General features: G+C 64.3%; 19 protein-coding genes. 10 read left to right on the top strand and 9 right to left on the bottom strand.

What is annotated here, in order from left to right; translation table 11 throughout:
- Nucleotides 1-85 precede the first annotated feature (85 nt).
- From ctaC to BLIN9172_RS11615, 3 genes are read left to right on the top strand one after another with little or no spacing between them, the layout of a single operon-like run.
- The gene (gene ctaC, locus BLIN9172_RS11625) at nt 86-958 is read left to right on the top strand and encodes an aa3-type cytochrome oxidase subunit II (RefSeq protein ID WP_101555230.1); all 873 of its coding nucleotides are present in this window, start codon (nt 86-88) and stop codon (nt 956-958) included.
- The gene (ctaD, locus tag BLIN9172_RS11620; protein WP_101555229.1) at nt 955-2,652 is read left to right on the top strand and encodes an aa3-type cytochrome oxidase subunit I; all 1,698 of its coding nucleotides are present in this window, start codon (nt 955-957) and stop codon (nt 2,650-2,652) included. Before ctaC ends, ctaD begins: the two co-directional genes overlap by 4 nt.
- Complete coding sequence (locus BLIN9172_RS11615; protein WP_101555228.1) at nt 2,649-3,050, top strand: cytochrome c oxidase subunit 4; 402 nt, start codon at nt 2,649-2,651, stop codon at nt 3,048-3,050. Before ctaD ends, BLIN9172_RS11615 begins: the two co-directional genes overlap by 4 nt.
- 1,203 nt (nt 3,051-4,253) lie before the next feature.
- Here BLIN9172_RS11615 and qcrB read toward each other — a convergent pair.
- Genes qcrB through ctaE form a run of 4 tightly spaced genes read right to left on the bottom strand, consistent with a single transcriptional unit; the run spans nt 4,254 to nt 8,450 of the window.
- Entirely contained in the window at nt 4,254-5,879 is a 1,626-nt protein-coding gene (gene qcrB, locus BLIN9172_RS11605; RefSeq protein WP_101555226.1) for a cytochrome bc1 complex cytochrome b subunit, read from the bottom strand.
- Nucleotides 5,876-6,919: a cytochrome bc1 complex Rieske iron-sulfur subunit gene (gene qcrA / locus BLIN9172_RS11600; protein WP_101555225.1), complete on the bottom strand. Its 1,044-nt coding sequence runs from the start codon at nt 6,917-6,919 to the stop codon at nt 5,876-5,878. The genes qcrB and qcrA overlap by 4 nt, the downstream gene beginning before the upstream one ends.
- Before the next feature lie 49 nt (nt 6,920-6,968).
- Nucleotides 6,969-7,754 (bottom strand): cytochrome bc1 complex diheme cytochrome c subunit, encoded by a 786-nt coding sequence (gene qcrC, locus BLIN9172_RS11595; RefSeq protein ID WP_025778324.1) that lies wholly within the window; start codon nt 7,752-7,754, stop codon nt 6,969-6,971.
- A gap of 57 nt (nt 7,755-7,811) precedes the next feature.
- Complete coding sequence (ctaE, locus tag BLIN9172_RS11590) at nt 7,812-8,450, bottom strand: aa3-type cytochrome oxidase subunit III (protein ID WP_432791662.1); 639 nt, start codon at nt 8,448-8,450, stop codon at nt 7,812-7,814.
- A 215-nt stretch (nt 8,451-8,665) separates the two neighbouring features.
- Between ctaE and trpD the strand changes: the two genes are divergently transcribed.
- A complete protein-coding gene (gene trpD / locus BLIN9172_RS11585) occupies nt 8,666-9,787 on the top strand; it encodes an anthranilate phosphoribosyltransferase (RefSeq protein WP_101555223.1) in 1,122 nt (373 codons plus the stop codon).
- Here trpD and BLIN9172_RS11580 read toward each other — a convergent pair.
- From BLIN9172_RS11580 to BLIN9172_RS11570, 3 genes are read right to left on the bottom strand one after another with little or no spacing between them, the layout of a single operon-like run.
- Nucleotides 9,755-11,512: a DEDD exonuclease domain-containing protein gene (locus BLIN9172_RS11580; RefSeq protein ID WP_101555222.1), complete on the bottom strand. Its 1,758-nt coding sequence runs from the start codon at nt 11,510-11,512 to the stop codon at nt 9,755-9,757. The two genes, trpD and BLIN9172_RS11580, sit on opposite strands and share 33 nt — an antisense overlap.
- Before the next feature lie 47 nt (nt 11,513-11,559).
- Nucleotides 11,560-12,012: a YiaA/YiaB family inner membrane protein gene (locus BLIN9172_RS11575; protein ID WP_101555221.1), complete on the bottom strand. Its 453-nt coding sequence runs from the start codon at nt 12,010-12,012 to the stop codon at nt 11,560-11,562.
- Between the two features lie 28 nt (nt 12,013-12,040).
- Nucleotides 12,041-12,829, bottom strand: coding sequence for an alpha/beta hydrolase (locus tag BLIN9172_RS11570; protein ID WP_101555220.1), 789 nt, complete (start codon nt 12,827-12,829; stop codon nt 12,041-12,043).
- 105 nt (nt 12,830-12,934) lie between these two features.
- Here BLIN9172_RS11570 and BLIN9172_RS11565 point away from each other — a divergent pair, with 105 nt between their 5' ends.
- Both BLIN9172_RS11565 and BLIN9172_RS11560 read left to right on the top strand, forming a co-directional pair.
- A complete protein-coding gene (locus BLIN9172_RS11565; RefSeq protein WP_240812062.1) occupies nt 12,935-13,771 on the top strand; it encodes a lysophospholipid acyltransferase family protein in 837 nt (278 codons plus the stop codon).
- Nucleotides 13,772-14,020: 249 nt separating this feature from the next.
- Nucleotides 14,021-14,602, top strand: coding sequence for a MerR family transcriptional regulator (locus tag BLIN9172_RS11560; RefSeq protein ID WP_025778331.1), 582 nt, complete (start codon nt 14,021-14,023; stop codon nt 14,600-14,602).
- Nucleotides 14,603-14,800: 198 nt separating this feature from the next.
- Here the strand turns inward: BLIN9172_RS11560 and BLIN9172_RS11555 are convergent, their stop codons facing one another.
- Entirely contained in the window at nt 14,801-15,646 is an 846-nt protein-coding gene (locus BLIN9172_RS11555) for a ParA family protein (protein ID WP_025778332.1), read from the bottom strand.
- A 175-nt stretch (nt 15,647-15,821) separates the two neighbouring features.
- On the opposite strand from BLIN9172_RS11555, the gene BLIN9172_RS11550 reads away from it, so the two are divergent.
- Genes BLIN9172_RS11550 through BLIN9172_RS11540 form a run of 3 tightly spaced genes read left to right on the top strand, consistent with a single transcriptional unit; the run spans nt 15,822 to nt 20,628 of the window.
- On the top strand, nt 15,822-19,223 hold the full coding sequence (locus BLIN9172_RS11550) for a pyruvate carboxylase (RefSeq protein WP_101555219.1): 3,402 nt from the start codon (nt 15,822-15,824) through the stop codon (nt 19,221-19,223).
- Nucleotides 19,216-19,722 (top strand): peptide deformylase, encoded by a 507-nt coding sequence (locus tag BLIN9172_RS11545; RefSeq protein ID WP_101555218.1) that lies wholly within the window; start codon nt 19,216-19,218, stop codon nt 19,720-19,722. The genes BLIN9172_RS11550 and BLIN9172_RS11545 overlap by 8 nt, the downstream gene beginning before the upstream one ends.
- A 51-nt stretch (nt 19,723-19,773) precedes the next feature.
- Nucleotides 19,774-20,628, top strand: a complete 855-nt coding sequence (locus BLIN9172_RS11540) for a 3-hydroxybutyryl-CoA dehydrogenase (RefSeq protein WP_101555217.1) — start codon at nt 19,774-19,776, stop codon at nt 20,626-20,628.
- A gap of 86 nt (nt 20,629-20,714) precedes the next feature.
- Here the strand turns inward: BLIN9172_RS11540 and BLIN9172_RS11535 are convergent, their stop codons facing one another.
- Nucleotides 20,715-21,974 (bottom strand): aspartate aminotransferase type Ic, encoded by a 1,260-nt coding sequence (locus BLIN9172_RS11535; protein WP_101555216.1) that lies wholly within the window; start codon nt 21,972-21,974, stop codon nt 20,715-20,717.
- Between the two features lie 129 nt (nt 21,975-22,103).
- Here BLIN9172_RS11535 and BLIN9172_RS11530 point away from each other — a divergent pair, with 129 nt between their 5' ends.
- Entirely contained in the window at nt 22,104-22,838 is a 735-nt protein-coding gene (locus BLIN9172_RS11530; RefSeq protein WP_025778337.1) for a class I SAM-dependent methyltransferase, read from the top strand.
- The last annotated feature ends 31 nt before the right edge of the window (nt 22,839-22,869 follow it).

Below are 22,869 nucleotides of genomic sequence, written 5' to 3'. Positions count from 1 at the left end.
GTGTAGCGGTAGTCTTATGAGTGACAGAGTAAGTACACGTCTCTCGGCCTGACCTGGAGACGCAGAACGTTGTGAAAGGCTGCACGTGGATTCTCCGAATCAGTCAGGACCGCAGCGGTCCTGGGCGAAGCGGCTCGGCATTCTGAGCGCCGTGTTGATACCGGCGTTGCTAACGGGTTGCACGAAAGAGCAGATCGCCACAGGATTTTTTCCCGTCGAATCGCAGGGCGCGACGAACCACACGGATGCCTATACAGCGCTGTGGAACGGCGGCTGGATCGCCCTTCTCATTGTCGGCCTCATCGTGTGGGGCCTCATCCTGTGGGCCATGGTCGCCTACCGCCGCCGCAAGAACGATCGCGGACTGCCGGTGCAGATGCGCTACAGCATGCCGATCGAAATCCTCTTCACCGTGACTCCGGTCGTCCTCGTCCTCGGGTTCTTCTTCCAGAACGTCCAGGTCATGGAGAAGACGATTGACGACACGACCCCCGGTGAGCAGGTCATCGAGGTCGCTGCCAAGCAGTGGGCCTGGGACTTCAACTACGAGACCGAAGACGTCTACTACTCCGGGACTCAGGTCGCGCTCGACGGTACCCCGGAGCCCGAGAAGACCGCTCCCGTCCTCTACCTCCCCGTCGACACCGACCTGGAGATCCGGTTGCACGCCCGTGACGTCATCCACTCCTTCTGGGTCCCCGCCTTCCTCGAGAAGCGCGACATGATCCCCGGGCATGACCAGAGCCTGCATCTGCGTGCCGAGAAGGAAGGCGAGTACGTGGGCAAGTGTGCCGAGCTGTGCGGCGAATACCACTCGGAGATGCTGTTCAACGTCAAGGTCGTGTCCAAGGAAGAATTCCAGGATTACACGCAGTCGCTTGCCGATCAGGGCAACACAGGCCAGCTGGGACCGGAGTACGATCGCAACTGGTACCCGAAAGAAGGTGCTGAGAAATGACCGCCACGATGGATCAGGCGGCTCTTGACGCTCCAGTAGTTCCACGGAGCAAGGGCAAGATCATCGTCGACTGGATCACGTCGACGGACCACAAGACGATCGGGTACATGTACCTCATCGGCTCGTTCTTCTTCTTCTGCGTCGGCGGCGTGATGGCGCTCATCATCCGCCTCGAGCTCTTCGAGCCCGGCATGCAGATCATCGAGACGAAGGAACAGTACAACCAGCTGTTCACCATGCACGGCACTTTGATGCTGCTGATGTTCGCCACCCCGCTGTTCGCCGGCTTCGCCAACGTCATCATGCCGTTGCAGATCGGTGCTCCGGACGTGGCGTTCCCCCGTCTGAACGCCTTCGCGTTCTGGATGTACCTCTTCGGCAGCCTCGTGGCCATCTCCGGATTCCTCACCCCGCAGGGTGCGGCATCCTTCGGTTGGACGGCCTACGCGCCATTGAGCAATACGACGTTCACTCCTGGCGCCGGTGGAAACCTCTGGGTCCTCGGACTCGCTCTGCAGGGCTTCGGAACCATCCTCGGCTCCGTCAACTTCATCACCACTGTGATCACCATGCGTGCGCCGGGCATGACCATGTTCCGGATGCCGATCTTCACCTGGAACGTTCTGGTCACCGGCATCCTCGTGCTCATGGCCTTCCAGCCCCTGGCTGCTGCGCTGCTGGTCCTCGGTTCCGACCGTGTCCTCGGTTCGCATGTGTTCAGTCCGGGCAACGGCGGACCCATACTCTGGCAGCACTTGTTCTGGTTCTTCGGTCACCCGGAGGTCTACGTCATTGCGTTGCCGTTCTTCGGAATCGTCACCGAGATCTTCCCGGTGTTCAGCCGCAAGCCGGTCTTCGGCTACAAGGAGCTCGTCTTCGCGACGGTCGCCATCGCTGCTCTGTCGGTGACCGTGTGGGCCCACCATATGTACGTCACGGGCGTCGTCGCACTGCCGTTCTTCGCTTTCATGACGATGCTCATCGCGATTCCGACAGGTGTGAAATTCTTCAACTGGATCGGCACGATGTGGAGAGGCTCGATCACGTTCGAGACACCCATCGTGTGGTCGATCGGCTTCCTCGCCACGTTCCTCTTCGGTGGTCTGACCGGAGTCATCCTGGCCAGCCCCGCACTCGACCAGCACGTTTCCGACACCTACTTCGTCGTCGCTCACTTCCACTACGTCATCTTCGGTACAGTCGTGTTCGCGATGTTCGCCGGATTCTACTTCTGGTGGCCGAAATGGACGGGCAAGATGCTCAACGAGAAGCTCGGACACATCCACTTCTGGATACTGTTCATCGGTTTCCACGGAACTTTCCTCGTTCAGCACTGGCTGGGTGTCGACGGAATGCCGCGTCGTTACGCCGACTACCTGCCCCAGGACGGCTTCACCTGGATGAACCAGGTGTCGACGGTCGGTTCGCTGCTGCTGGGTCTGTCCATGGTTCCGTTCTTCTGGAACGTGTGGATCACCCACCGCACCGCACCGAAGGTCACGGTCGACGACCCGTGGGGCTACGGAGGATCGCTCGAATGGGCCACCTCCTGTCCGCCCCCGCGTCACAACTTCACGTCGCTGCCGCGGATCCGTTCCGAACGTCCTGCGTTCGACCTCAACCACCCCGAGCTGCTTGAGTACAGCGGGCACGGTCATGCAGAACCCCAGCTCACAGGAGACAACGCCAAATGAAGTCATCGATCTACGTCTTCAACATCTGCGGTCTGTTCTTCATCGCGGTCGGGATCTTCTACGGCGTCTTCACCGACTTCACCGAGCTCGTCGGATTCCCGGCGCTGCTCCTCGTCGGTCTGATGGCCCTGATGATCGGCGTCTACCTCTGGTTGACGGACCGTCGCGTCGGGCGCCAGCCTCAGGACAACGACGACGCCGAGATCTCCGAGGCCGACGCCGACTACGGGTTCTTCAGCCCGTGGAGCTGGTGGCCGATCACCTCTGCTGCTGCAGCTGCCGTCGCGTTCTACGGCATCGCCATGGGTTGGTGGATCTTCCCGTTCGGTGTCGTGCTCGGCATCGTCGCGCTCGTCGGTCTCACCTACGAACATGATCGCGGCGACTTCGCCCACTGATGCGGTGATCTGATCGCCCACCACTGTGGCCCGGACTCATTTCGAGTCCGGGCCACAGTGCTATTCACCGGACCGGTTGCGATGCACCGACGCGGTCGCTGCTTGGCGATCAGTCGCTGCTTAGCGAGCTGGTCGCTGCTTGGCGATCAGTCGCTGTTTACCGGCCTGGACGCTGCATACCGGCCCGGTCGCTGCTTAGCGTTCTGGACGCTGTTTGGCGCCCTGGTTCCCGTTCCCAGAGATCCGTGAAGACATCAGACGCCACACTTTCGAATAGGCGCTGTCTTCCCCGGAGCTCCGGGCCGGGGTCTGGGCCATGCGGGAGTTCAGGGGCGTGTAGTTGCACTGGTGCAGGCGCAGGAATTCGTCGGTGGGAGCATCGCTGACGTAGAGTGATCGCATTTTGGACGGATCATCGGGTTCAAAGTCGATGCTTTGTACCAAAAGCGATGATCGACGGCGCAGATACCGGTGTTGATCGACGGCTATCGAAGCGCCGCGTTTGCCCACCACGGTTCGACTCGGCAGCGTCTGAGCCCCTTGGTTTGACCTCGGGCGTTTTTGTCGGGCTCCACACAGGCCGTATACCAGGGCTCCACACAGGCCGGGCCCGGGGCCCAACACAGGCCGGACCGGGGGCTCCACACGGGCGTGAGCGGGTTCAAGTGGGTCCTTTTGCCTTGCCTGACATGGCGGCGGCCGGCAGCTTTTGCGTGCCGCTGCGACCCTGCGAGGAGATGGGGCGACCGCAATTGGGTCATCTGTGTCATTTCGCAGTCGCAGAACCGGGATCTCCGAACGCTGCGGATGTGCGTGCAGGAACGCTGGGTCGGTGACTGGTCCACCAGAGCTGAGTCGGTGACTCGTCCTTCAGACAGGTGCCCCGGCCAGGGGACTGCTTCAGCGTACGCCCGACGCTCGCGCCGGGAGACGACTGCAGGTGCTTGCCGAGACTCTCTGCAACAGTGGTCGTCCGCTGGGGTTCAGCCAGCATGTCTCTGGTGACGCTGTGAGGCACGCCTCTTGCCGATGCTGACTGTTGAGGGAGAGTCGACTGCTGCCGGCCGACTGCTGCCGGCCGAGCAGCACAGCGAGGGGGAGTGGCGGTGAGTCGATGCTAAGGCGATGAGCACCTCGGATGAATAGACCGAGGGGCCCAGCAGTTGAACTGCTGAGCCCCTCGGCTGTGGCTGCTCAGATCAATCAGTGACCGAGCTGGTTGCTGTTCGAGCCCTCGACCGCGTCGTGCTCGTGGTGCGAAGCTTCGAGTTCCTGCTTCGACACTGGAGCCACACGATCTTCGAAGAAGAAGCGTGACAGTCGCGCACGCAGCTTCTCCATGCCCGTGATCTTGCCCTCGGCATTCGGCTGAGCCGGCACGTAGGCAGGCGATTCGAACGCGGTGATCTTCCACAGCTTGTGCGGGGGAAGAGCCTCGTGGCGTTCGAGAAACTCACCGTGGGGCAGACGGATGATGTGAGCCGTCTCCCGTCCGTGCAGAGCGATCTCGCGGTCCTTGCGCTGGAGTGCCAGGCACATGCGTTTGGTGATGACGTAGCCGATGATCGGTCCGAAGAAGAACAGGAACCGGAAGATGTAGATCATGTCGTTGAGCGACATCTGGAAGAACACGGCGATGATGTCACCCGATGCAGCCGCCCACATGTTGCAGTAGAAGATGACTCCTGCAACGCCGATGGCCGTCCGAGTCGGGTTGTTGCGGGGGCGGTCGAGAATGTGGTGTTCCCGATGGTCCTTCTGCAGCCACGCCTCGAAGAAGGGGTAGATGAACATGACAGCGAACACGCCGCCCATGACGAGCACGGCACTGTTGATGTTGAACGAGATCGGCCATCCGAAGATGTAGAACTCGAACCATCCCGGAACGATGCGGAGGAATCCGTCGGCCCAGCCGATGTACCAGTCAGGCTGTGTACCAGCCGAGACGGGAGACGGGTCGTAGGGACCGTAGTTCCAGATCGGGTTGATCGTGAACAGCGCCGAGATGAGCGAGAGCAGTCCGAAGATGAGGAAGAAGAATCCTCCGCCCTTGGCCGCGAAGGTCGGCAGAACGGGTTCTCCGACGACGTTCTTCTCGGTGTTGCCGGCACCCGGGTACTGGGTGTGCTTGTGCACGACGACGAACATCAGGTGGATGCCGATGAGCGCAATGAGCAGGGCCGGCACGATCATGATGTGCAGGGTGTACAGACGGGCCACGATGTCGATGCCCGGGAACTCGCCTCCGAAGAGGAAGAACGAGATGTAGGTTCCCACCAACGGCAGCGACTTCAGGATGCCGTCGATGATGCGCAGACCGTTGCCCGACAGCAGGTCATCCGGCAGCGAGTAGCCGGTGAAGCCGGCTGCCATGCCCATGATGACGAGCAGGACGCCGACGACCCAGTTCAGCTCTCGTGGGCGACGGAACGCGCCGGTGAAGAACACGCGCAGCATGTGCACGCTCAGCGCAGCGACGAAGAGCAGGGCGCCCCAGTGGTGCATCTGTCGGATGAACAGACCCCCGCGGATCTCCAGGGAGATCGCCAGGGTGGAGTCGTACGCCTCGGAGATCTCGACGCCGCGCAGGGGCAGCCACGGTCCGTCGTAGTGCAGTTCGCCCATGGCGGGCTGGAAGAAGAACGTGAGGAACGTTCCGGACAGAACGACGATGATGAAGCTGTAGAGAGCAACCTCGCCGAGCATGAACGACCAGTGGGAGGGGAAGATCTTGCGACCGAACTCGCGCACGAGGACGGATGCCCCGACGCGGGTTTCGGCGAAGTTCGCCGCCTTCCCGATGGTGGTGGTTGGCTGTGTAGTACTCATGGGTGGTTGATCTCCCAGAACGTAGGTCCGACAGGCTCAGGGAAGTCCGACTGGGCAACCAGGTAGCCTTCGCTGTCCACGGTGATGGGCAGCTGAGGAAGCGGTCGTTTGGCCGGGCCGAAGATGACCTTGCAGTGTTCCGTCACGTCGAAGGTCGACTGGTGGCAGGGGCACAGCAGGTGATGCGTCTGGTGCTCGTACAGCGCCACGGGGCAGCCGACGTGGGTGCAGATCTTGGAGTAGGCGACGATTCCGTCGTGTGACCAGTCCTTGCGGTCCGGATCCTCTTTGAGTTCCTTGGGATCGATGCGCATGAGGAGCACGGCCGCTTTGGCCTTCTCGTTGATCGGGTGGTCGCTGGCCTCGTGATCGCCGATGCCCGAAGGCAGGACGTGGTAAGCCGAGCCGATCGTGACCTCGTCGGCCTTGATCGGACGCTCGGAATCCACCGAGGGGATTCCGCCCGGATCGCGGATGAGGCGAGTGCCCTTCTCCCACAGCGTGTGGAACAGCTTGTCGCCCGGCAGCGGTCCGAGGTCGCGGAAGACGAGGACTGCAGGCAGCGGTGCGATCGCCAGTGCGGCGATGAGAGTGTTGCGAAGCAGGGGACGACGGGCGATGCCCGACTCTTCCTTGGCCTGGTGGAGGATCTCGAGCGCGATCGCCTGATCCTCTTCGCTGCCGCCGATGTCATGACGTTCGTCGATGCCCTCATGGTCGCTCATGAGGTTCTTGGCCCAGAGCACAGCACCGAAGCCGATGGAGAACATCGCGACAGCGGCACCGAGGCCGACGAACATGTTGTGGAGGCGGATGCTCTGCATCGATTCGCCCGGAGTGAACAGGAAGTACGCCACGATGAACCAGATGGTTCCGATCATCGAGAGGATGAACCAGGCGGCTACCTGTCGTTCGGCGACTTTCTCGGCGCGTGGGCCCGTGTCGGACAGGCGCGGTTTGTGCTCGGGCAGACCTGGGTTCGTGAACCCGTTCAACTCCTCGAGCTGGCTGCCGCCGCCGGAGTGCTCTTTCGAGGTCATTGAATTCCCCGTCTTTTCTCGTAATTGATGGTGAACGACACAGTCGGACTCACTTGGCCCTCGAAGACAGCCACACTGTCAGACCGATGACGGCAGCAAGACCGAAGAACCAGATGAACAGACCCTCAGCCACTGGTCCCAGGGATCCGAGCTTGAATCCGCCGGGGGAGGGATTGTCCGAGACTTCCTTGACGTAGGCGATGACATCGCGCTTGTCGTCGGGAGTCAGGTTCGCGTCGTTGAAGATCGGCATGTTCTGCGGGCCGGTCTGCATCGCTTCGTAGAGGTGCTTCTCGGAGACCTCGGACAGGTTCGGTGCGTACTTGCCGCGGGTCAGAGCACCACCGGAGCCGACCACGTTGTGGCACATGGCGCAGTTGGTGCGGAACAGACCGCCGCCGGCAGCGGGGTCGCCCTTCGAAGCATCGAGGTACTCGTCCTCGGGGATTGCCGGTCCTGGGCCGAGCGAAGCAACATAGGCAGCGAGCTGAGCAGTCTGCTCATCATCGAACTGAGGTTCCTTGACACGAGCCTGCGGGCCGTTGGCCTGTAGCGGCATGCGACCGGTGCCGACCTGGAAGTCAACAGCAGCGGCGCCGACTCCGATGAGCCCGGGGCCGGCCTTCGAGCCTTCGGCGTTCATGCCGTGACAGGTGGCGCAGTTGGCTGCGAAGAGTTTCTTGCCTTCTTCGATGTCAGAGGCGCTGGCTGTGTCCGCCTTGGCGCTCGAAGTCTGCGTGAAGAGTGCATAGGCTCCGCCGGTCAGCAGCAGTCCCACCAGAAGCAGCGCGACCAGCGCCATGGGATGTCTGCGGCGATCTGCTAGAAGCTTCACTTGATCGTCCTTTGCTTGAAGTGTTGTGAGTCCTGGGGGCCGAGCATCTCAGTCCGCCTATTGGAGGAGGTAGATGACGCCGAACAGACCGATCCAGACGACATCGACGAAGTGCCAGTAGTAGGACACGCAGATTGCGAATGTGGCTTCGTGGTGACCGAACTTCTTCGCCCCGTAGGCACGTCCGATGACGAGCAGGAAGCAGATGAGACCGATGGTCACATGGATGCCGTGGAAACCAGTGGTCAGGTAGAAGACGGAACCGTAGCCATCGGTGTTGATCGAGATGCCCTCGCTGACGAGGGTCGCGTACTCCATGACCTGGCCGGAGACGAAGATCGCGCCCAGGGCGAAGGTGAGGTAGAACCACTCGACCATTCCCCATTTGGCGATGTTGAACAACGAGCCGGTCCGCCGGGGGCGGAACCTCTCGGCTGCGAACACACCGAGCTGGCAGGTGAACGAAGACGACACCAGGATCAACGTGTTGCCGAGAGCGTAGGGGATGTCGAGGATCTCGGTCCTCGTCTCCCACAGCTCCGGAACGACGGACCGGATGGTGAAGTACATGGCGAAGAGCGCGGCAAAGAACATCAGGTCGCTCGCGAGGAACACGATGAAGCCCACCGTGGTCACATTCGGACGATTGACAACCGGATGTGCTGGCGCTGTTTGAGATGCAGTGGCAGTTGACACAACCCCATTATTACCCGTCTCGGGGTGAGTTTTCATCTTTTACCCAGGTTTCGGGAAAGAAATTTCTACACGACGTAGCAAAAACCGCGATCTGGTGCCGAAATCTCGTTCCGGGGGCAGCTTCTGCCCGCGTGTCGAAGTCGCGATAGTATTCCGCAGGTAAGGAACGTCCCCTTCTGCGGGACGGTGAGAACGCCTAGTGAGAGTTCATACGGATGACTGATTCCACGCCCCTGACCACCCCGGCGCCGCACGTGTCGGAGTCCCGCAGCGAGGTCGCGGCAGCCACTCAGAACTGGCCCGACCTGCTGATGGCACTCATGCATCAGCAGGACCTCGACGGAGTTCAGGCAGCGTGGGCGATGGACCAGATCATGTCGGGCAAGACCCCCGATGTGACAATGGCCGCATTCTTGGCCGCCCACCACACAAAGGGCGAGACGGTCGAAGAGATCGCCGGGCTGGTGGCGGCGATGATGGACCACGCTGTGCCCCTTCCCGGGCTCGAAGACTCCGTCGACATCGTCGGCACCGGCGGGGACCGTGCGAAGACGGCGAACATCTCCTCGACCGCGGCCATGATCATCTCCGCGACCGGGCAGCGCGTCGTCAAACACGGCAACCGTGCGACGTCCTCGGCGTCCGGCTCCGCCGATGTGCTCGAAGCACTCGGGGTGCGGTTCGACATCACACCCGAACAGACCGGTCAGATCGCCCAAGAGGTCGGGCTGGCCTTCTGCTTCGCCAACGTCTTCCATCCCTCGATGCAGTTCGTCGCGGCAGTCCGGCGACAGATCAACGTTCCCACAGCGTTCAACATCCTCGGACCCCTGACGAACCCCGCCCGGGCGCGGCATACGGCCATCGGAGTCGCCGACGCCCAGATGGCCCCGCTCGTCGTCGGAACCTTGGCCAAGCGCGGTCACCAGGCCGTGGTGTTCCGGTCTCAAGACGGACTCGACGAGCTGAGCAACACTGCCGTCAACGATGTGTGGGAGGTCCGTCACGGCGAGATAGAGCACACCACCTTCGACGCACTCGACCTCGGCATCGAGCGGGCGACGAAGGACGATCTGCGCGGAGGCGGTCCGGACGAGAATGCCGCCATCACCCGGGCTGTCCTCGACGGTGAGCGATCAGCCGTGCGCGACATCGTGGCCATCAATGCCGCGGCGGCTCTCGTGGCCGCCGACGAATCGGCTGTGGGCACGTTCACCGAGCGCCTGGCGCTCAAGCTCGAGACTGCGGTGGAGACGATCGACAACGGCGGCGGTGCGGACAAACTCCAACAGCTCATCGACGTCTCACATCGGGTTGCCGAGACGAACCGCTCCTGATGACTGAGCGTGGCTGGTCGCTCCCTGTCGAGGCAGCGACCAGCCACGGTCGTCTGTGGGGGTCACGGAGATGAGTTCGGCAGTCTCCAACCAGCCGGCCAGCAGTCGCGTCTCCTCCGGCAGAGAGTCCGTCTCCTGCGGCAGCGCGCCCGGAGCAGGCACCCATTCCGCGGTCGCGGCCAGCACCGCCAGCGAATCTGCCATGGCCGGTCTGGCCGACACATGGCCGGCACCGGCGAGTTTGCCGTGCCGGATGATCGCCAGATCCCAGCCGGCCTCGGATCCGGGCGCCGCCGCAACCAGTTCGGGAATCCTGCGCAGAGCCGACACCTGCTCGGCCCGAGCAGCGATCGACACCGCCGTGCGCAGCGCGTCACGGACCTCGGCCGCCGTTTCGTAACGAGCCTCACCGGCCAGTCGCCGCATCCGTTCGGCGGCCAATCGCTGCAGAGACGACAGATCCCCGGCGACGAGCTCGAACAGCTCCCTGATGGAGCTCAGGTAGTCATCGACGTCCGTGATCCCCGCACATGGGCCGCCGCACTGACCGACCTGGGCGCTCACGCACGGACGATGCTCGCCGAGGCTGCGCTTCCTGATCGTCGTCGTGCACCTCTTGACCGGGTAGAGGGTGTCGAGGAGCTCCTTGACGGCTTGTGCGGACTTCCGCGATCGGAATGGTCCCAGCGGCGGCGCGGGGGAGCGTTCCAGGGCCGAATTCGCCCGGACCACCGACAATCGCGGGAAGAGCTCATCGCTGAGCACGATCCAGGAATTGCGGTCCGGATTCTTCGATCGTCGGTTGTACGGAGGCGCCAGCTCGCCGATGAGGCGGATCTCGCGGACCTCGGCTTCCAGCGCGTGCGCGCAGGCCAGGCAGCTGACCTCCTGTGCCGCGGTGATCATCTCGGCCATGCGTCCGCGGTTCTCCGAGGCGTTGAAATACCCGCGGACCCGTCGGGCCATATTCCCGGACTTGCCGATGTAGAGCACACGGCGAGTGCCGTCGAGGAACATATACACGCCGGGTTCGGCGGGAACGCCCTTGGCCAGATGGGATTTGGCCTGACGCTTCGCCCACCCCGACTGCCTGACGGTGGACAGCTCCTCGAGAGTCGTCACACCGTAGCCGCCGAAGCGTTCGAACAGATGGTGGAGGAGCTCACCGGTCGCGCGAGCATCGGAGAGCGCACGGTGGTCGGGTTCGACCTGGGTGCCGAAATGAGCGGCCAGGGTCGAGAGCTTGTGATTGCGCACTTCGTCACGACCGACGACGCGGCGGGCCAGCGTAACGGAGTCGAGGACCGTCGGAGCCGGCCAGTGATAGTCGAGACGTTCACAGGCCGAGCGGAGGAAGCCGATGTCGAAGGGAGCGTTGTGGGCCACCAGCACCGCACCGATGGAGAATTCGAGGAAGCTCGGCAGCACCGAGCTGATCGGCGGGGCGTCATCGACCATCGCATGGGTGATGCCGGTGAGCCGGGCGACGAAGGGGCTGATCACGGAGTGTTCCGGCTTGACCAGCGTCTGGAACTCGCCGATGACCTCACCGCCGCGGGTCTTGACCGCACCGATCTCGGTGATCTCCGACTGCCCCGCCCGGGTGCCGGTCGTCTCGAGGTCGACGATGACGAAGGTGACCTCGGACAGAGGAGTGCCGAGGCTGTCGAACGACAGCTGGGAGTTGTGCAATGCGCCGGGGGCGCGGTCGAAGGGGACGGTCATGACGCTCAGTCTCTCAGGTGCGGCTGACGCGAAGCGATCAGCACCATTCACACCGAGGATCCGTCGCCGTCGTCGGCGGACCGGTGGCTCGGCAGGTGGAAGAACAGCCCGACCGCTCCGCCGATGCCGACGGCCAGTCCGATGAGCAGGTACCATTCCGGCAACGGTCGGAAGAAGATGACGCCGATGAGCAGGAGCACGACTGCTCCGAGGGCGGCGGCCCAGGACAGCACGAGAGTGGGCGACGCGGTGCGCCACCCGATGGGCTCCGCCGGTTCGGGTTCCCAGTGCTCGGTGTCCTCGAGCGCGTCGCGAACATCCTCGGCGGGCATATCGCCCATGGCGGCGGAGGGTTTGGCGATCTGCCGGACGAGGTCGTCCCACTCCTCGTCGCTGATGCGCGATCGGTCGTGCCCGATCTTCTCCGGGTCGGGAACGTCTCCTCGCCAATCCTCCCGACCTTCGTCGTCGGGAGTCGAAGCGCTGCCGTCGTCGTTCATATCTGCATCAGCAATTCCGTGAGCTCGGCTATTCCCCGGTCTCCGACGGGAACGGCACGGCCGCTCCGGTGCGAGCTGACTCCAGGACCGTCTCGGCGATGGTGTGCGCATCGAAGTCGAGGGTGGCGACATGCCGGGACCGCCGCAGGGCGACGATCCTCGGCGGCTGCGGAAGGTCCGAACGCAGCACACGCAACGTCCGCGGGCCGACGACATTGTCCTCACCGGAGATCATTGCGGTCACGGGGCGGTCGACCTTCCACAGATCGTCGCGCAGCGTCTTCAGCGCACGATGGAACGTCGCCAGGGGAGCCACAGGGGTCCGCTCGTAAGCGCACTCGTCGCGGTCCGGGTGGGCGATATCGCCGCCGATCGACGGAATCGTCCGCACGACATGCCGGAGGACCGGCAGCAGGGGAGCGAAGGGGGAGTCGACGAAGAGGGCCGGATTGACGACGATGATCTCATCGGGGCGCCCCTCCGCGGCGCCGAGCGCCAATGCCAGGGACCCGCCCATCGACAGCCCGGCGACGATGACCCTGTCATGGTCGGCCTGCAGACGACCCAGCTCGGTGCGCGCCGCGCCGAACCAGCCGGACCACCCGGTGGCGTCCATGTCCTGCCATGAGGTGCCGTGACCGGGCAGCAGGGGAACGCTGACGTCGATGCCCCGACCCTCGACCGCACGGGCGATGGGCACCCAGGAGACCGGCGAGCCGGTGAGTCCGTGCAGGAACAGGACCGCGGTGGACGAGCCGTTGCCGCGGCTGCGGTAGGCGGCCGTCGGATCCGCTCTGAGTGTGAAATCGATCTCCATGGTCCCAGCATGGCACGGATGTGTCGCAGCGGACTTCGCTGTTCACCGTTCGTGTCGATATATGATTGCCGAGGACGACAAAGAGTCGTAGTCGGAAGGGTGCGCGTGTTCTACTGGTTTCTCAAGCGAATTCTCGCCGGACCCATCCTGCGTATTCTCTTCCGTCCGTGGGTGCGCGGCCTGGACAATCTTCCTGCCGAGGGCCCGGCGATCATCGCGGGAAACCACAACCACTTCATGGACTCGATCTTCGTTCCTCTGCTCGCTCCGCGCCCCGTCGTCTACCTGGCGAAGAAGGACTACTTCACCGGTCGCGGAATCAAGGGCGCGGTGACGCGCTGGTTCTTCAAGCTCAACAACCAGCTGCCCATGGACCGCGGCGGCGGATCGGGATCGCAGGCCTCTCTCGAATCCGGGCTGAAGGTCCTCCGCGAAGGCAATTCCCTGGGCATCTACCCCGAAGGCACCCGCTCGCCCGACGGCAAGCTCTACCGCGGACGCACCGGCATCGCACGCCTCGTCCTCGAGTCGGGGGCTCCCGTGGTTCCGGTGGCGATCATCGGCACGGACAAGCTGCAGCCGGCCGGTCGCCTCGTCCCCAAGCTCGGGCGTGTCGGCGTCGTCTTCGGCACACCGATGGACTTCTCGAAGTATGCGGGACTGCCGGTCGACCGTTTCATGCTGCGGTCAGTCACCGATGAGATCATGTACGAGATCATGCGCCTGTCGGGTCAGGAATACGTCGACACCTATGCGTCGACGGTCAAGACCAAGCTGCTGACGAGCGCGAAGCCGAAGAAGTCGGAATCCGATAAGGACGCGGCCACGGGCGCGTCCAAGGACGGCGATGCCGCGACAGGCAATGGAGAGGCGAAGACGCAGGGATCCTCCGGCCGGGGCGCGCCCGAATCCGACAGCGACGAGCCGTCGCCGTCGGCCTGATTCCCTGATTCCTCGCCTCGGCCCACCCTCAGCCGCCTGAATGACATCCATGTGACATGTTCGAATACTGCGGTAACAGCGACACGCGGAAATTGTTACCTCGGGGTGTTTGTCCTGGCCGGGACGGCAGAATAACTTGGAGTTGTTGAATCCCACTGTAGGTTCGCTGGGAAGAGGGCTAGAATGACTATGTTCTCGGTCCTTCCAAGCGACCTTCGCTTCCCCCAGGGACTTAAAGGAGGAGTCGGTGTGAACCGCTCAAGTCATGAAAGCGTCGACATGACGCCGATGCCGTCAGCGGCCCAGGGCCTGCTGTTCGATGATGATCTGCCCGTGCTCGATGAAGAGGCCGGCTACCGTGGTCCCACCGTCTGCAAGGTCGTCGGCATCAGCTATCGTCGTCTCGATTACTGGGCGCGCACCGATCTGGTGACCCCGTCGATCCGCAATGCGACCGGATCCGGCAGCCAGCGGCTCTACAGCTTCCGTGACATCCTCGTCCTCAAGATCGTCAAGCGACTCCTCGACACCGGCGTCGGGCTGCAGTCGATCCGCACGGCGGTTGAGCACCTGCGCTCTCGCGGCGTCGAGGATCTTTCCCAGATCACTCTCATGTCCGACGGCGCGAGCGTCTTCGAATGCACGTCACCCGATGAGGTCGTCGACCTCCTCCAGGGTGGTCAGGGCGTCTTCGGGATCGCCGTGGGGCGCGTCTGGAACGAAGTCGAGGGAACGCTCTCCGAATTCCCGAGCGAACGCATTCCCGAAGACGATGCGGCGCTCGAAGCCATGGACGAACTCGCAGCACGACGCGCACGCAAGTCCGGCTGACAGCCGACAGAGTTTCTGCACCACCACCGAGGCGGCCCGCTCAGATCGAGCGGGCCGCCTCGGTTCTTGGCTGGGTCGTTCCGAACGCGGTCGCTCCGATCGCGACCTGAGAGTTCTCATCAACTGCAGAACTGCCGCCGCGAACCTGGGTTCGGGGCGGCAGTCGACGATCTGCTGGGGGAGCAGCGGCTCAAGCGTTCACTTCTTCTCGGTCTGCTGAGCGCCGTTCTTGGCCGGGGCCGCACCGCGTCGGCCCCGGATGTTCTCCGAGCGCAGCGCACGCTCCAAAAGAGCGTCGAACGAGCCGGCGACCTCTTCAGCCGGTTTGCCGGGCCAGGAGTGGATCGGTCGCGCCGAACCCTGAGCCTGCTGCATGACCGCGCGTTCGGCCAGAGGGGGATTGAGCACGAGCGGACCGAACATCTCACGCATCTCCTGGATGCGATAGTCGTGTTCGGTCGAACCGGCCCGCACCCGGTTGACGACGAGTCCGAGAGGCTGCAGGTCGGAGGCACCGCGCTGCCGCAGCTCATCGGTCGCGCGCAGGGCCCGATCGGCGGCCGCGACGGAGAACAGACTGGGCTCGGTCACGACCGCGACGCGATTGCTCGCCGTCCACGCCGTGCGGGTCAGGCCGTTGAGGCTGGGCGGACAGTCGATGAGGACGAGCCGGTAGCCTTTGGCGATCCGCGTCAGGGCGTCTTCGAGTCGGCGCAGATAGCGCTCGGACAGTGAAGGCCGATCGAATTCCGCAGCGCGCGGAGAACCGGAGATCACGTCGAGGTGGCCGAGCCGGTCTCCGACCCACCCGGAGGGGATGATCGCCTCGGACAGGATCTTCTGGGACTTCGGAGCAGCGAGCACATCGGCGATGTCGACACGCGTCGAGGTCGGCACATCGAGGCCGGTCGACGAGTCCGCCTGCGGGTCCATGTCGACGACCAGAGTGGGAATTCCTCTGTTGTAGGCCGCCGAGGCCAGACCGAGCGTCACGGATGTCTTACCGACTCCGCCTTTGAGGCTGCTGATACTGAGGACAAGCACGCTCCTACGTTAACGTATCGGCGGCTGCCGAGCCGTGCCGACCACGCCGAGACTCACGTCTCAGTCCAAAGTCGACCCCCGGGCGCAGGGGTGTTCCAGGTCACTTGTAGAGTATGTTTCCGACAGCTTGTCGACCAGTCGCCCAGTGCGGCCGATACAGAAGTGAGAGACACCTATGTTCTCCAAAGTCCTCGTGGCCAACCGCGGAGAGATCGCCGTCCGCGCTTTCCGTGCCGCCTATGAGCTCGGAGCCTCCACCGTCGCAGTCTTCCCGTATGAGGATCGCAACTCCGAACACCGGATGAAGGCCGACGAAGCCTACATGATCGGCGAGGAGGGCCACCCCGTCCGCGCGTACCTCAGTGTCGAAGAGATGCTGAGGGTGGCGAAGGAGAGCGGCGCCGACGCCATCTACCCCGGGTACGGATTCCTCTCCGAGAACCCCGATCTGGCACGTGCCTGCGCTGACGCGGGCATCACCTTCATCGGGCCCAAGGCCGATGTGCTCGAACTGGCGGGAAACAAGGTCCAGGCGCTGGCGGCCGCACGCAATGCGGGCATTCCGGTGCTCGACTCGACACGACCCTCGGCCGATATCGCGCAGCTGCTGGCCGATGCCGAATCGATGGAATACCCGCTCTTCGTCAAGGCCGTCGCAGGCGGCGGCGGCCGCGGAATGCGTCGCGTGGCTCAGGCGACCGAGCTCGAGGATGCGCTGAAGGCCGCCATGCGCGAGGCCGAAGGCGCCTTCGGCGACCCCACGGTCTTCATCGAGCAGGCCGTGCAGCGCCCCCGACACATCGAGGTCCAGGTGCTGGCCGACAACGATTCGAACGCCATCCACCTCTTCGAACGCGACTGCTCCGTGCAGCGCCGCCACCAGAAGGTCGTCGAGATCGCTCCGGCGCCGAACCTCGACCCCGAGATCGCGGCCGCCCTGCACGCCGATGCCCTGAAGTTCGCAAAGGCGCTGGGCTATCAGAACGCCGGCACCGTGGAGTTCCTCCTCGAGACCGACGGACCGCGCGCAGGCAAGCATGTGTTCATCGAGATGAACCCGCGCGTTCAGGTCGAACACACCGTGACCGAAGAGATCACCGATGTCGACATCGTCGCATCTCAGATGCGCATCGCCGCCGGAGCCGGCCTCGAAGAGATCGGCCTGCGACAGGAAGAGATGCGCATCAAGGGTGCCGCCCTCCAGTGCCGCATCACCACCGAGGATCCTGCCAACTCGTTCCGTCCCGACACCGGAACGATCACTGCCTACCGCTCGGCCGGCGGTGCCGGCGTGCGCCTCGACGGTGGAACCGTCCACGCCGGTGCCGCCGTCAGCCCCCATTTCGACTCGATGCTCGTGAAGCTCTCCTGCCGCGGCCGGGACTTCGCTCAGGCCGTCGGCCGGGCCAAGCGGGCGCTGGCGGAGTTCCGCATCCGCGGGGTGTCGTCGAACATCGGCTTCCTGCAGGCCGTTCTCGACGATCCCGCATTCGTCGCCGGCGACCTCTCCACGTCCTTCATCGAAGAGCGCCCGCAGCTCTTCGACGCACGCGTGAGCGCCGACCGCGGGTCGAAGCTGCTCGACTACCTCGCCGACGTCACCGTCAATCGGCCCCATGGCGAACCGGGGCTGCGCATCCGCCCGGGCGACAAGCTCCCGAACATCGACCTCTCGCAGGCTCCCGCCCCCGGCAGCCGCGACCGCCTCGCCGAGCTCGGTCCGGAGGGCTTCGCGCGTGCCCTGCGCGAGCAGACCGCGCTGGGCGTCACCGATACGACGTTCCGTGACGCTCACCAGTCACTGCTCGCCACCCGCGTGCGCACCCGCGATCTGCTGGCCGTGGCCTCACACGTGTCCCGGATGACGCCCGAGCTGCTGAGCATCGAGGCCTGGGGCGGTGCCACCTATGATGTGGCTCTGCGCTTCCTCGGTGAGGATCCCTGGGAACGCCTCGAGGCTCTGCGCGCCGCGGTGCCCAACATCAATCTGCAGATGCTGCTGCGCGGCCGCAACACCGTCGGCTACACCCCGTACCCGACCGAGGTCACCGACGCCTTCGTCGACGAGGCCGCTCGCACGGGCATCGACATCTTCCGCGTCTTCGATGCGCTCAACGACGTCGAGCAGATGCGCCCGGCGATCGAAGCCGTGCGCGGAACGAACTCGGCGCTGGCCGAGGTGGCTCTGTGCTACACCTCGGACATCCTCGACCCGACCGAAGAGCTCTACACGCTCGACTACTACCTGCGCCTGGCCGAGCAGATCGTCGAGGCCGGAGCCCATGTTCTCGCCATCAAGGACATGGCCGGTCTGCTGCGCCCTGCTGCCACGACCAAGCTGGTGACGGCTCTGCGGGAGAACTTCGATCTGCCCGTCCACGTCCACACCCACGACACCGCCGGCGGCCAGCTGGCCACCCTCTATGCTGCGGCCGCTGCCGGGGCCGATGCCGTCGATGCCGCTTCGGCGGCCATGGCCGGAACGACCAGCCAGCCGAGTCTCTCCGCCCTCGTCGCCGCGTTCGAGAACACCGACCGCGACACAGGCATCAGTCTCGACGCCGTCAGCGATCTCGAGCCCTACTGGGAGTCGGTGCGCAAACTCTACGCACCCTTCGAATCCGGTCTCGCCGGACCGACCGGTCGCGTCTACCGCCACGAGATCCCCGGCGGTCAGCTGTCGAACCTGCGGCAGCAGGCCGTGGCCCTCGGGCTGGGGGAGCGGTTCGAAGACATCGAACACATGTACGCGGCCGCCGATTCGATCCTCGGCCACCTCGTCAAGGTCACCCCGTCGTCGAAGGTCGTCGGCGATCTGGCGCTCCATCTCGTCGGTGCCGGCGTCTCACCGGAGGAATTCGCTGAGAACCCGGACAAGTTCGATATCCCGGATTCGGTGATCGGCTTCCTCAGCGGCGACCTCGGTGACCCTCCGGGCGGATGGCCCGAGCCGTTCCGCACGAAGGCTCTCGCCGGCCGCTCCGCCAAGCCGCTCGTCGAACACCTCGAACCCGCGGATGCCCAAGCCCTGCAGTCACCGGGCCGGGAGCGGAAGGACAAGCTCAACGAGCTGCTGTTCCCCGGACCGACGAAGGAATTCCGGACGATGCGCTCGAACTACGGGGACCTGTCCGTCGTCGAGACCTCCGAATACCTCTACGGCCTCACCGGCGGCGAAGAACACGCCGTCGAACTGGCGAAGGGCAAGAACCTGCTCATCGGCGTCCAGGCCATCGGCGGAACCGACGAACGCGGAATGCGTTCGGTCATGTTCACCCTCAACGGACAGCTGCGTCCGCTGCAGGTGCGCGACCGGTCCGTCGAAAGCGAAGTCAAGACGGCGGAGAAGGCCGACCCGAACAACCGCGGTCATGTCGGCAGCCCGTTCGCCGGCGTCGTGACCATGCAGGTCCACGAGGGTGACACGGTCGCTGTCGGAGACACCATTGCCACGATCGAAGCCATGAAGATGGAAGCGACGATCACCACGCAGACGGCCGGAACCGTCTCCCGCGTGGCCATCGCTGATGTCCAGCAGCTCGAAGGCGGAGACCTCGTCGTGGTGATCGATGCCTGAACGCGAGATCCGGCTATGGGGCGACCCCGTGCTGCGCAGCAGGTGTGAGACGGTGACCGTCTTCGACGATCACGTCGAAGCCCTGGCCGCCGACCTCGTCGACACCGCACGGCCCGAGGGCCGTGCGGCCGTGGCCGCCCCGCAGATCGGGGTCGGCCTGCGGGCTTTCGGCTACGACCTCGACGGTCGCACCGGCTATGTCATCAACCCGGAGATCGTCGAGCTCGGCGGGCAGCTGCGTGACATCGAAGAAGGCTGCCTGTCCGTGCCCGGACTGTTCTTCCCCACCCCGCGCTACGAGTTCGCTCGGGTGCGCGGGGTGGATGCGCAGAATCAGCCGATCGAGATCGAGGGCACGGAGGTCTTCGCCCAGATGCTCCAGCACGAGGTGGGTCACCTCGACGGGCAGGTCTACATCCAGACTCTGCCCGGAGAGCGCCGGCGGGAAGCTATGAAGGCCATCCGCTCGGCCGACTGGTTCCTCGCGCGGATGTCCTGAGCACATCGATACGCACACCATCGACCACAATGACCTGAGAAGGAGAAGTTCTTGAGCATTCAGCGCACAGCCGTCATCGGCAGCGGACTCATGGGAGCCGGAATCGCCGAGGTGCTGGCGAAGTCCGGTCTCGACGTCATCGTCCGTGAGATCAACGAGGAGGCATCGGCCGCCGGTCGGGCCCGCATCGAGAAGTCCCTGGCCCGCGCCGTGGACAAGGGAAAGCTCGATGCCGCTGCCCGCGACGAGACCCTCGGCCGCCTGCGGTTCACCACCGACATCGGCGATCTCGCCGACCGTCAGCTTGTCATCGAAGCAGCCAGCGAGAACGAAGACATCAAGAAGTCGATCTTCGCCGAACTCGACCAGGTCGTCACCGACCCGGAGGCCATTCTCGCGTCGAACACCTCGTCGATGCCGATCATCCGCTTCGCGCAGTCGACCTCGCGTCCCGAACGCGTACTCGGCGTCCACTTCTTCAACCCGGCACCCGTGCAGCCGCTGGTGGAGATCGTCTCCTCGGTCCTCACCGCCGACGACGTCCGTGACACCGTGACCTCGTTCGTCGCCGAGGTGCTCGGGAAGAACCCGATCCAGGCTGATGACCGCCCCGGGTTCATCGTCAATGCCCTGCTCATCCCATACCTGCTCAGCGCGGTGAGGATGCTCGAATCCGGGTTCGCGACGAAGGAGGACATCGACGCAGGCATGGTCGGCGGCTGTGCCCACCCGATGGGCCCGATCAAGCTCGCCGACCTCGTCGGTCTCGACACCTGCCTCTACGCTGCCCAGAGCATGTATGAGGAGACCGGTGATCCGGCCGCGAAACCGCCGATCCTGCTGTCGCGTATGGTCGATGCCGGTCTGCTCGGTGTGAAGTCCGGACGCGGCTTCTACGACTACTGAGCCGGCGACCATGGACCAGACAGGTCCGCCCCGAACCATTCGGTTCGGGGCGGACCTGTTTTAAGTCTGCAGGCAGCGTAGGTCTTTCAGCCGGCCAGCAGCTTCTCATAGCTGGCCAGTCGCACGCATGCCACGAGACCCTGAGCCGCGAGTTCGACCTCATCGAGTGTCGGCATCGTCGGGGCGATGCGGATGGTGTTGTTGTGCGGGTCGAGTCCGTACGGGTGAGTGGCTCCGGCCGGCGTCAGTTTCACACCCGCCTCCCCGGCGAGTTTGACCACTCGATCCGCGATGCCCTCCATCGTCGTCAGAGTGATGAAGTAGCCCCCGTCCGGTGAGGTCCACTGTGCCAGTTCATCTGATCCGAGGCCGTCTTCCAGCGCCGCAAGTACGGCGTCGAACTTCGGGGCGACGATTTCGGCATGCCTGCGCATATGCTCTTCGACCCCGGCGGGTTCGGAGAAGAACCGGACATGGCGCAGCTGGTTGATCTTGTCGGGGCCGATCGCGACCTTCCCGAGGTTCGCTCGCATCCAGTCGACCGTGGCCGGGCCGCCTGCGAAGAACGACACACCGGCACCGGCATGCGTGATCTTCGATGTCGAAGCGAAGATCCATGCTCGTTCGGGATTGCCTGCCTCGGCGCACAGAGAGAGGATGTCGAGATTGTCCGGATGGTCCTCACGCAGATGGTGCACCCCATAGGCGTTGTCCCACAGCAGAGCGAAATCGTCCGCCGCGGTCGGCATGGCCGCGAGCTCCCGTGCCCGCGCCTCGGTGATGGTGATTCCGGTCGGATTGGAATACATCGGCACCAACCACATGCCTTTGACCGCCGGGTCCTCGGCCAGACGCTGCGCCTCGGAGATGACCGGTCCCTCGTTGTCCATCGGGATGGTCAGAAGCTCGAATCCGAGGGATTCGGCCAGGGTGAAATGACGGTCGTAGCCGGGCACGGGGCACAGCAGTTTGTGCGGTCCCCGACCCCACGGGCGGTCGTCGACTGCTGTGCCGTGCATGAGCGCGAAGGTCAGGGCCTGGGCCATGAAGGTCAGCGACGCATTGCCTCCGGCCAGCAGCTGATTCGCCGGCACCTTGAGCAGCGGGGCGAAGATCTCACGCAGTTCGATGAGCCCGTCGAGCCCACCGTAGTTGCGAGCGTCGACACCACCTGGGGTGAACACGTCGTCACCGCTGACCGCGGTGAGCAGATCGGCGGCGAGGTCGAGCTGCTCGGGTGCGGGCTTGCCGCGGGTGATGTCGAGGTCGAGGCCGCGTGAGGCGAATTCCTCATAGGCAGCGGAGGCCTCATCCAGTCGGGACTGGAGATCGGACGGTGCGGACATGCTGACTCCTCAGGGCTGGGAACGGGCCGTTGACTCCATCCTATCGACTCGCTGGCTGACAACGACGCTAGAGTGGTCTGCAGCGGTCGCCAGGACGACCGACATAAGTTCGGTGAAAGGCAGGGGCAGATGGTGCGACCACGCGCGCAGGCCGCACACGGGCGCCGTTTCGGTGCTCAGGCCGGAGTCTATGACGAGGTGCGCCCCGGCTATCCGCAGACGGCTCTGGATCTGGCGCTGACCGGCTGGGACCGGAGTTGGTCCGATCTGCAGGTCTGCGACCTCGGTGCGGGCACCGGGATCCTCAGCCGTCGGCTGCTTGCCCTCGGCACCGATCTCATCGCCGTCGATCCCGACACGGCCGCGCTCGAGCGCAATCCTGCGCCCACCATGGTCGGCACGGCCGAGGCCACGGGCCTGGAAGCCGAGAGCTTCGACCTCGTCACGGTCGCACAGGCCTGGCATTGGTTCGACGAGTCGAGAGCCGCCGCCGAGGTGGCCCGCATCCTCCGTCCGGGAGGCCGACTGCTCATCCTCATCAACCAGCTCGATGTCCGTGTCGACTGGGTGCTGCGCCTGAGCCGGATCATGCACGCAGGAGACGTGTACCGGCCCCAGTACCGGCCTCAGCCCGGCAGCGGTCTGACTCTCAACGAGAACAGACTCGTCGAATTCGCAACGGAGGTCTCCGTCGATGGAATCGTCGACCTCGCTCGCACACGCTCCTATTGGCTGCGCTCGGACGAGAAGACCCGGAACAGAGTCGAATCGAATCTGCGCGAATATCTCCGTGTCGAACATCCGATCCCGGACAGGGCGGAGCTGCCGTACATGTGTCTGGCCTACCTCCTTCAGCGCCGCTGAATGCACGAAGCGGGCCCCACCCGCGTTCGGG

Source organism: Brevibacterium linens ATCC 9172 (assembly GCF_900169165.1).
Taxonomy (GTDB): Bacteria; Actinomycetota; Actinomycetes; order Actinomycetales; family Brevibacteriaceae; genus Brevibacterium; species Brevibacterium linens.
The sequence above is the reverse complement of the archived record's forward strand: the minus strand, read 5'-3'. Positions and strand labels throughout refer to the sequence as shown.

What these genes read in the sequence shown, in the direction of transcription:
- ctaD (WP_101555229.1), top strand. Translation starts at nt 955, where the DNA reads ATGACCGCCACGATGGATCAGGCGGCTCTTGACGCTCCAGTAGTTCCA.
- qcrB (WP_101555226.1), bottom strand. Translation starts at nt 5,879, where the DNA reads ATGAGTACTACACAGCCAACCACCACCATCGGGAAGGCGGCGAACTTC.
- BLIN9172_RS11530 (WP_025778337.1), top strand. Translation starts at nt 22,104, where the DNA reads ATGGTGCGACCACGCGCGCAGGCCGCACACGGGCGCCGTTTCGGTGCT.
- BLIN9172_RS11545 (WP_101555218.1), top strand. Translation starts at nt 19,216, where the DNA reads ATGCCTGAACGCGAGATCCGGCTATGGGGCGACCCCGTGCTGCGCAGC.
- BLIN9172_RS11535 (WP_101555216.1), bottom strand. Translation starts at nt 21,974, where the DNA reads ATGTCCGCACCGTCCGATCTCCAGTCCCGACTGGATGAGGCCTCCGCT.
- BLIN9172_RS11570 (WP_101555220.1), bottom strand. Translation starts at nt 12,829, where the DNA reads ATGGAGATCGATTTCACACTCAGAGCGGATCCGACGGCCGCCTACCGC.
- BLIN9172_RS11615 (WP_101555228.1), top strand. Translation starts at nt 2,649, where the DNA reads ATGAAGTCATCGATCTACGTCTTCAACATCTGCGGTCTGTTCTTCATC.
- BLIN9172_RS11580 (WP_101555222.1), bottom strand. Translation starts at nt 11,512, where the DNA reads ATGACCGTCCCCTTCGACCGCGCCCCCGGCGCATTGCACAACTCCCAG.
- BLIN9172_RS11550 (WP_101555219.1), top strand. Translation starts at nt 15,822, where the DNA reads ATGTTCTCCAAAGTCCTCGTGGCCAACCGCGGAGAGATCGCCGTCCGC.
- BLIN9172_RS11575 (WP_101555221.1), bottom strand. Translation starts at nt 12,012, where the DNA reads ATGAACGACGACGGCAGCGCTTCGACTCCCGACGACGAAGGTCGGGAG.
- trpD (WP_101555223.1), top strand. Translation starts at nt 8,666, where the DNA reads ATGACTGATTCCACGCCCCTGACCACCCCGGCGCCGCACGTGTCGGAG.
- qcrA (WP_101555225.1), bottom strand. Translation starts at nt 6,919, where the DNA reads ATGACCTCGAAAGAGCACTCCGGCGGCGGCAGCCAGCTCGAGGAGTTG.